Source organism: Pseudomonas fluorescens (assembly GCF_902497745.1).
In the GTDB taxonomy this organism is placed as follows: domain Bacteria; phylum Pseudomonadota; class Gammaproteobacteria; order Pseudomonadales; family Pseudomonadaceae; genus Aquipseudomonas; species Aquipseudomonas fluorescens_BM.
This window is the reverse complement of the sequence record NZ_CABVHJ010000043.1, coordinates 1-7,827: the sequence shown is the minus strand read 5'-3', so window position 1 is coordinate 7,827 and position 7,827 is coordinate 1. Positions and strand designations below refer to the sequence as shown.

Sequence of the window (7,827 nt, the reverse complement as noted above, 5' to 3'; positions counted from 1 at the left end):
TGCATGCGCCCAGCAGCCCAAACGCTCAACCCCGGCCTGTGCGCCCAGCGCGTTGTAACCAGCATAATCGTCAGTCATCACGTAGCCGCGATAACCATCGAGCAGGCGCGTCGGCACCTCCTGCGCCCGGCTGGTGGAATAGTCAAAAAGGATCACCGGCTTGTCAGGCGGGCCACCGGTTTGCACCCACATCCAGGACTGGCTGCTTGGCTCCCGATCCGGCTCTTTGAGCACCTGCACGCGCGTTTCATCGCAGTGGATGATGCGGCTGGCCAACAGGCTATCGCGCATCAAATTGAGCAGCGGCTGAAAGTGCTCACCGCACTGGATGACCCAGCGGGCCAGGGTCTGGCGCGGGATATCGATGCCATGACGGCCCAGCACCTTTTCGAAACGGTGAAACGGTAGACCGTCGACGTATTTGGTCGTCAGCAACATGGCCAGCACGCTCGGACTGGCCATGCTTTTTTCAATCAGTTGGGCGGGTTTATCCGCCGCCACCGGTGCCGACTCACAATCGCGGCAGCCATAGACCTTGCGTACATGCTTGATGACGCGGATCTGCATCGGGATGATTTCAAGCTGTTCGCTGACCTCCTCGCCGATGGCGTGTTTACGGCAGCCGCAGGCACACGTCAGCTCATGCTCGGGAAGTTCATGGATGACTTCGATTCGGGGCAGGTCGGTGGGCAGCGGCTTACGTTTGCCGCGACGTTTGGTCGGCACGACAACTTCTTCTTCGCAGGCTTCATCGACAGGCTCTGCAACACTTTCTGCTTCATTGAAGAGCGCCAGCTGCGGCGTTGCCGGATCAGTCGTTTGCTCGGACTTACGCCCGAACAATCTTTGGCGCAACAGCGCGTTCTCTTCTTCAAGATGAACAATCTTGCCTTTGTCAGACGCCCGCTCACTGATCATTTGCTCAAGCAATTGCCTGAGCAAAACAGGATCACCAGGAAGGTCTTTGGGCATGGAAATCATGCCGCGGATTATACCGAATCAGGCGACGTATCGAAGTGTCAAAACCTGATGAGGGCGGTTGTGCCAGAGGTCGAAGCCGTCGAGTAGCCAGTTCAGTTCCTGGACTGTCAGGACAATCGCCTCGTCGCTGGCTTCGGGCGATGTTTTGAATCGCTCGGACTCCAGGCGCTTGAGCCAAAGGCAGAAGCCGTTGCGTTCCCAATACAAAATCTTCACGCGGTTTCGGGACTTGTTGAGGAAAACGAAAAGCACAGGGTCGAACACGGCGACCTTGATATCCAATTCGACCAGCGCGGCCAGACCATCAATGGATTTTCGGAAGTCCACGGGTTTGGGGTAGAGATAGACTTTTTCGACTTTGGCGTCGGGTCGCATCATGAGTTGCTGGCTCCGGAAGGAATCGGGAGCACAGCATCCGGGATCATCTGGCCGCTTTGAATGTGGGGTTCATGGAGCGCTTACGGTCCACACCCCCAGTACGCGGCATGCGAGTAGCCTTGCCCTGACGTAGACAGAGGATCAACTCCTTGCGCAGTCCGCCCACTGGCAGGGCATAGACCGCGCTATAGATCGTCTCTCGGTAAACATAGGCATCTTTCAAACTGGGAATATTCATGCTGCGCAGCTTGCCGGCAATCTGTTCGGGAGACAAACGCCCACGCAACATATGAATCACCAAGTCAAAGCGCTCACTGCCCCGCAACAGCTTGCGCTGAGGTCGGCAGGGGCGACGGCGAACCCTCATAGAGTGCTGAGCCGTGTGGGCTGAGTAATTACCGCAACTCTCCCGATTACGCCTCAACTCCCGACTGATGGTTGAGGGCGAGCGCTTAATCAAGAGGGCAATCCTGCGCAGGCTGAAGCCTTGGACGTGACTGAGCTGGATGGTCACACGCTCTTCGACGCTGAGTTCGTGATAGGACATAGGGGCAACACCGTATCGGAAAGGTCAGGTGTTGCACTCAGTTTCCGCGGCCGCCCTTCCATCGGGTGAGTTACCTCGGCGTAGGGCGCCATGTCCGTGGTAAGTGGGTCTGTGAGGCTCCAGCCCTCTTTCCGCGTCGAAGAGAGTTTTGGTGGCAGAAAAAACGCTTGCAATGGTCGTCAGGAAACGAAGGAGAGAACCGCAACGTGAAAAGGTAAGCCAGGGTGATCTCATCAGCTCAGACTCAATCCACGAAGACATCTGGAAATTTTCCACCAACGCGCCTATAAAAATCTTTCGCTCCGCCTCACGACACTTGCCAAACCCACCTCCAAAAGTGCTAAATCCCGCCCAACAACCCCCCTCTTCTGTTTTTACCAGCATCCCCTTCATCGGCCGGATTTCGGTATTAAGCCTCACGGGAATCCACGGAATGGCCCTACATATCCCGACCCTGCTGGTCGTCGCGGTCTTTGTCTTTGTTTTGATGGGGCTGCTCACCTTGCACGCCTGGTATCGCGAATCCCGCGAACGACCGCTGGCCTACCTCGGCAGCATGATGCTGCTAGGAGCGCTGGGTGTGGTGCTGATCAGTTGGCGCGATCGTGGAGTCGATTTCATTCCCATCGTGTTCGGCAACGTGGTGTTGTTGCTCAGTGCAGCAATGAACTGGTCGGCCATGCGTACATTGGTCGGCCGAAAGCCCTCAGTGCCGGGGGTTCTGGCTGGTTCGATCGTCTGGCTGACGCTGTGCCTGATTCCTGCCTTTTATGAGTCGATGCCGAACCGGATTTTGGTCTACTCCCTGCTGGCGTTCGGTTATGGCGTGCTGACAACGCTGGAGCTTTGGTGCAGCCGCAACAGTCTGGACGTCGCGTTCATGCCAGCGCTGGTGCTGACATTTTTGCACACTACGTTCTACGCCGTGCGCAGCGTGACTGCTGAAGGTCTACCGGTGACCAAGGCTCTGCTGGGCAGTGGCGAGGGCGTGTCGTTTTTTTCGTTCATGCTGTTTGAGTCGATGCTGTACGTCATTGGCATTGCCTACGTGACCTTGGCGATGGTCAAAGAGCGCGCTGAGCTCAAGCTCGAGGCCGCAGCCTTTAGTGATCCGTTGACTGGGATCGGCAACCGTAGAGCCTTCATGCAACACGCAGGACAATTGCTCGACAAGAGCAGGCAACGGAGTGAATCGGCAGCACTGCTGCTCTGTGATCTGGATAATTTCAAACGTCTGAATGACACTTATGGCCATCCGGTCGGCGATCAGGCACTGATTGCGTTCAGCAATATCATGGTCGATAACATGCGCAAGGAGGATGTGTCGGGGCGGATCGGAGGTGAGGAGTTTGCCTGTCTGCTCGGCTCATGCGATGAACCGGCTGCGTTGGCAGTCGCCGAACGGATCCGTCGCTCGTTCGCGCAACTGTCGATTCTGGAGCCGGGACTGCTGAGCGTCAGCATCGGCGTGGTGACTACTGGCGAGTCCGGTTACGACCTGTCGCGCCTGCTCTCCGAGGCAGATCTGGCGCTTTACTGCGCCAAGGATCAAGGGCGTAATCGGGTGCAGGCGGCGCGTTTGGTGAAGCTGAGTTTCGGGGATACTCATTGCGGTAGCGCCGGATCACCGTGTACCGCTTGATGATTTTTTGGCAAAGTACGCCGCCGCGTCTCTTAAAAAATCACGCTCCTTAGTCACTCGGGCCAACTCACGCTTGAGGCGGCCAAGCTCCTCATCCCGCGGGCTTCACAGATATCTCGCCGTCGAGTTCGCTCACGCGCTTCCTGGCTGTTCTGGATAGAGGCGCAGTGCTACGCCACTCGCGACAATAGCGCCACACAGGTACCAGGCTGGAACCAGTAGGCTGCCCGTCTCCGCAATCAGCCACGTTCGTTGTTGCTTCATCTAAAAAGATTGATGACGAACAAAACCAGCACCGCTACTAGAAGCGCTTTGATGTGTTCAAGCGAACGAGCGATTTCAGGAAGTGCGTTTGCGGACCGTTCAGCAAGTAGCTACAAAGATCCTCATAGTGCTGCTTATGGTCTGTTTCTAGCTCATCCAACTGGTCAGCCAGACGCTCAGTCGTGAGTGCTAAGCCTTTTACACTTTCTTTTATCGAGTAGAGAGCCCGTTGTTCCAGTTCGTCTTCCATGCTGTGGACTCTCTTGTTTGAGTGTTCGTTGAGCGTTCAGACACTGTAGGTCTAACCCTGGAAAGCGCACCCTTCTGGTGTCTCATAATTTTGGTCTTGGTGTATCAAGAGTGATGAGCGGTAATCGGCGTTGTGCGTTTGGTTGCAGTAGGGGGTAACGGGAGGGAGGTGGGGGGGTGGGGCTTTGGGGGCGAACGGTGGTGTATCTTGCCTAATTACATTCCTGTTGAGCCGCAGTTACATCACTTGCATAGGCAAAAAGCAAACCTACCTTACCCTTGCGTAAAGATGGATCACGTTACCTTGTCCGTGCGACAGCCTCGGCGCAAAAACCTGTCCCTCTTCTGGTTGCGACGACTGAAGGCGGCACAGCTGTGTGGCGCGTAATCATGCATGCGCAAACGGTGGAAAGACATCAGAAAACGGCACTGGCCGATGTGTCTGAAAATACTCGTGTAAGGCGCGCAACGTAGGCAGCTCCAGGGCCTGCGCGGCATAACAGAGGCCGACGCGGCGAGCCGGCGTCGGCAGGTGCCAGGCACGTGCCACCACCCCTGTATGTTCGCTCACTAACGATTGCGGCAGCATCGCCACCCCGATACCGGCGCTGACCATATTCAGCGCCTGCTTCAATGAGCCGGCATGCCCGGCCACCACCCCTGGCGAACGGCCATACAGTGCCATCAAACGTTGATGGGAGACGTGCTGCGGGCAGGTGATCCAGTCGTCAATCGGTGTCCAACGCTGTTCCTGTGAGCCCTGCGCCATGGGGTGGTCGGCGGGCAGGGTCATCACGTAGGACTCATCCCAGAGTGGCAGGAACAATTCGTCCTCGCAGCACAGCTCTTCCACGGCCAACCGGGCATCGCCCTGGCAACCTTCTTTCAGGGTCAGCAACAAGTTTGGCAGCGCCTGATGGGCCATGCGCAGGAATTCTTCGATGTGACTGTCGGCAATGTCTCCCTCCACACCCAGCTCCAGCAGTGCGCGGCTTTCGCCTGCACGAAATAATCGGCTCAAAGCCATGGCGTCGGCAACCATTCGCCGCGCCTGTGGATACAGCACTCGCGCCTCTTTAGTCACCTCTACGCCCCGTGGCTGGCGGATGAACAGCGTCGCACTCAACTCTTGCTCCAGCTGCTTGATGGTCACCGAGAGCGTCGGCTGGCTGATAAACAAACGCTGCGCCGCCGAGGTGATATTGCGCTCCTCAAAGACGGCCAGAAAGGCCTTGAGATGACGAATATCCATAGTTTATTCCGATGCCAGGGAAAGGAATAAGGCATTTTTCAGCCTTAACAACAGTAAATATACTGTGGGTGAAGTTTAGTTATTTATTTTTCGTATTTCAGGAGTTTCACACATGACCAAACCATTGATCATCATCACCGGCGCCAGTTCAGGGATTGGCGAAGCGGCAGCGCGGATGCTTTCGGCGGTCGGCCACCCACTGCTGCTGCTCGCCCGGCGCATCGACCGCCTGGAGGCACTCGCGTTGCCGAATGCTTTGTGCCGTGGCGTCGACATTACCGACCGTGGCGCCTTGTTGGCGGCTGTCAGCGAAGCTGAAACGCAATTCGGTCCCGCCGACGGGCTGATCAATAACGCTGGAGTGATGCTGCTGGGCGAGATGAGCAAACAGGACCCGGCGCAATGGGAGCAAATGCTCGACGTCAATGTGAAGGGGCTGCTCAATGGTATCCATGCGGTAGTCTCCGGCATGATCGAACGCAAGCGTGGCACTATCATCAATGTCAGCTCAGTGGCCGGGCGCAAGACCTTCCCCTGCCATGTGGCGTATGTCGGCACCAAATTCGCGGTCCATGGTATTTCGGAAAACCTGCGTGAAGAGCTGTCACCGCACAACGTGCGAGTGATCACCATCGCGCCTGGCGCCGTGGAAACCGAGCTGCTCAGCCACACCACCGACGACGCGATCAAAACTGGCTATCAGGCGTGGAAGCAAGACATGGGCGGCACCGTACTCAGTGCCGACGACGTCGCCTCAGCGATTCGTTATGCCTACGAACAGCCGCAAAATGTGTGCATTCGGGAGATCGTGTTGGCGGCAACACGGCAGCAGCCTTGAGTCCAATACCTCATTGAGCGACGGTTTGTAGGTCGCTCTCGGATTTTCGTATTTGTCTCGACGGCCTGATCCAGGTCGGGCATTAGCCGGGGCAGTGTTCTCACGGCTGGGGGGCTGGGTGTGCAGGCAAGCAGGTGGCGCTGGACGAGTGGAGGACTTACCGCGTTGGTCTTGCACAAGTTGACGTTCAGACCAGGTTTCCGCTGACGGCTGAGTGACCTCGAAGTCCTTGAAGGCTATCTTTAACTTATTATTTTCTGTGGGCTGATAAATATAGTCAAACGAATCTATTCCCCATCCAGTTACCGTGACTCCCCTTTTTCCCCAGCGCACATAATCAAGAGTGTTTCTTGTGCGCCTGGCAGAGAAGAAATTTGTTTGATGTTCAACTGGGTTTTCACGTAGATAGGTATTGGTTTCAGTTGATTGAGGTAATTCCATTGTGTTGTTCAGTCCGTCTTCAATAGAATGTGATAATGGCCGATATCGAGATCCTGCTCCTGTCGCGTCGTTTAAAAAGTCATGCATATTTTGCATTATCTCTGGAGCTTTGCTTCTCGCGAATGACCCAAATTTATAAATATCGCGTGCTGTTCTTGGGGCACCAAAGAGCATTGAGGTTAAACCTAGGCTTCGAGAGAGAGAAGGGCGGTCTCAAGGAGCAAGTGCAACACCTGATGTAAGGTGTTGCCATGTCTACCCAATATAACCACCTGAGTACCGAGGAGCGCGTCACCATTATGGTGATGCTCTTTCAACGACAGACGCTGCGAGCTATTGCTACTTTGCTAGGCCGGCATCCCAGCACCATTGTGAGATCAGACGCAACTCCCAGCAGCCCAACTACAACGCAATCCAAGCCACAAGCAGGGCTCAACGCCTTCGGCATGTGCCTCGCCGTCAGAAACGTTTATTTCCAGACGCAGAGCTGTTTCAGGTGGTCGTCGAAATGCTCCGCATTGGCTGGTCACCGCAACAAATTGCCAGCAGACTACGCAGCATCTGGCCCGGCCAACCTGAGCGACATGTGAGTCACGAAACTATCTACCTCGCTATCTATGCCTACCCACGCGGAGAGCTAAAGCGTCAGCTGATCAGTTATTTGCGTCAGGCTGACGGCAAACGTCGGAAGCGAACCCAGAGCAATGTGCGTCGGGAACGCTACCCTGCGCAGTTGAGTATTCACCTACGCCCCCCGGAAGTTGCAGACCGTCTAGTCCCAGGGCATTGGGAGAGTGATCTGATCATGGGCGCCAATAATCGCTCTGCGGTTGCCACAATGGTCGAGCGCACTAGTCGTTATGTGATTCTCGCCAAACTCGAAGCGCCCACCGCTGAGGCGGCGGCGCAAGCCATTGTGCGGGAGATGTCGCGGATGGCGCCCTCGCTGCTAAAAACCATGACGCATGATCAAGGCAGCGAAATGGCCCGTCATGGCGAAATCACTGCGCATACTGGAATGAAGATTTATTTCGCCGATCCACACTCGCCTTGGCAGCGTGGTAGCAATGAAAACACGAACGGGTTGTTACGCCAGTATCTCCCCAAGGGCACTGATCTCTCGCTGGTGACGCAGGCGCGACTGGATGAAATAGCCGATTTGCTCAACACCCGCCCCCGCCAGACATTGGGCTGGAAATTTCCAGTCGAGGTGCTGGTGGATTATCTTCAGCTCT

The 7,827-nt window shown here is 55.9% G+C and carries 7 protein-coding genes and 3 pseudogenes; 4 read left to right on the top strand and 6 right to left on the bottom strand.

What is annotated here, in order from left to right; translation table 11 throughout:
- From tnpC to F8N44_RS30910, 3 genes and pseudogenes are all read right to left on the bottom strand, one after another.
- Nucleotides 1-981, bottom strand: a 981-nt coding sequence (gene tnpC, locus F8N44_RS30920) for an IS66 family transposase (RefSeq protein ID WP_150653003.1), incomplete at its 3' end; no start/stop codon positions are given.
- A gap of 18 nt (nucleotides 982-999) precedes the next feature.
- Nucleotides 1,000-1,359: an IS66 family insertion sequence element accessory protein TnpB gene (gene tnpB / locus F8N44_RS30915; RefSeq protein ID WP_224794856.1), complete on the bottom strand. Its 360-nt coding sequence runs from the start codon at nucleotides 1,357-1,359 to the stop codon at nucleotides 1,000-1,002.
- Between the two features lie 79 nt (nucleotides 1,360-1,438).
- Nucleotides 1,439-1,906, bottom strand: a pseudogene (locus F8N44_RS30910) (transposase); the annotation flags it as partial.
- Between the two features lie 433 nt (nucleotides 1,907-2,339).
- Between F8N44_RS30910 and F8N44_RS30905 the strand changes: the two are divergent.
- Nucleotides 2,340-3,548, top strand: coding sequence for a GGDEF domain-containing protein (locus tag F8N44_RS30905; RefSeq protein WP_150653002.1), 1,209 nt, complete (start codon nucleotides 2,340-2,342; stop codon nucleotides 3,546-3,548).
- On the opposite strand, the pseudogene F8N44_RS30900 reads toward F8N44_RS30905, so the two are convergent.
- From F8N44_RS30900 to F8N44_RS30885, 3 genes and pseudogenes are all read right to left on the bottom strand, one after another.
- Nucleotides 3,505-3,653 (bottom strand): annotated as a pseudogene (locus F8N44_RS30900) (IS3 family transposase); the annotation flags it as partial. The gene F8N44_RS30905 and the pseudogene F8N44_RS30900 overlap by 44 nt on opposite strands.
- A gap of 196 nt (nucleotides 3,654-3,849) precedes the next feature.
- On the bottom strand, nucleotides 3,850-4,062 hold the full coding sequence (locus F8N44_RS30890) for a hypothetical protein (RefSeq protein ID WP_150653001.1): 213 nt from the start codon (nucleotides 4,060-4,062) through the stop codon (nucleotides 3,850-3,852).
- 387 nt (nucleotides 4,063-4,449) lie between these two features.
- The gene (locus F8N44_RS30885) at nucleotides 4,450-5,313 is read right to left on the bottom strand and encodes a LysR family transcriptional regulator (protein WP_150653000.1); all 864 of its coding nucleotides are present in this window, start codon (nucleotides 5,311-5,313) and stop codon (nucleotides 4,450-4,452) included.
- 112 nt (nucleotides 5,314-5,425) lie between these two features.
- On the opposite strand from F8N44_RS30885, the gene F8N44_RS30880 reads away from it, so the two are divergent.
- The 3 genes and pseudogenes from F8N44_RS30880 to F8N44_RS30870 form a co-directional block, all read left to right on the top strand.
- Nucleotides 5,426-6,151, top strand: a complete 726-nt coding sequence (locus F8N44_RS30880) for an SDR family oxidoreductase (protein WP_150652999.1) — start codon at nucleotides 5,426-5,428, stop codon at nucleotides 6,149-6,151.
- Between the two features lie 476 nt (nucleotides 6,152-6,627).
- Nucleotides 6,628-6,834 carry a hypothetical protein gene (locus F8N44_RS30875; RefSeq protein WP_150652998.1) on the top strand — a complete coding sequence of 69 codons (207 nt, stop codon included), beginning with the start codon at nucleotides 6,628-6,630 and terminating at the stop codon, nucleotides 6,832-6,834.
- Between the two features lie 9 nt (nucleotides 6,835-6,843).
- Nucleotides 6,844-7,827: pseudogene (locus F8N44_RS30870) on the top strand (IS30 family transposase); the annotation flags it as partial.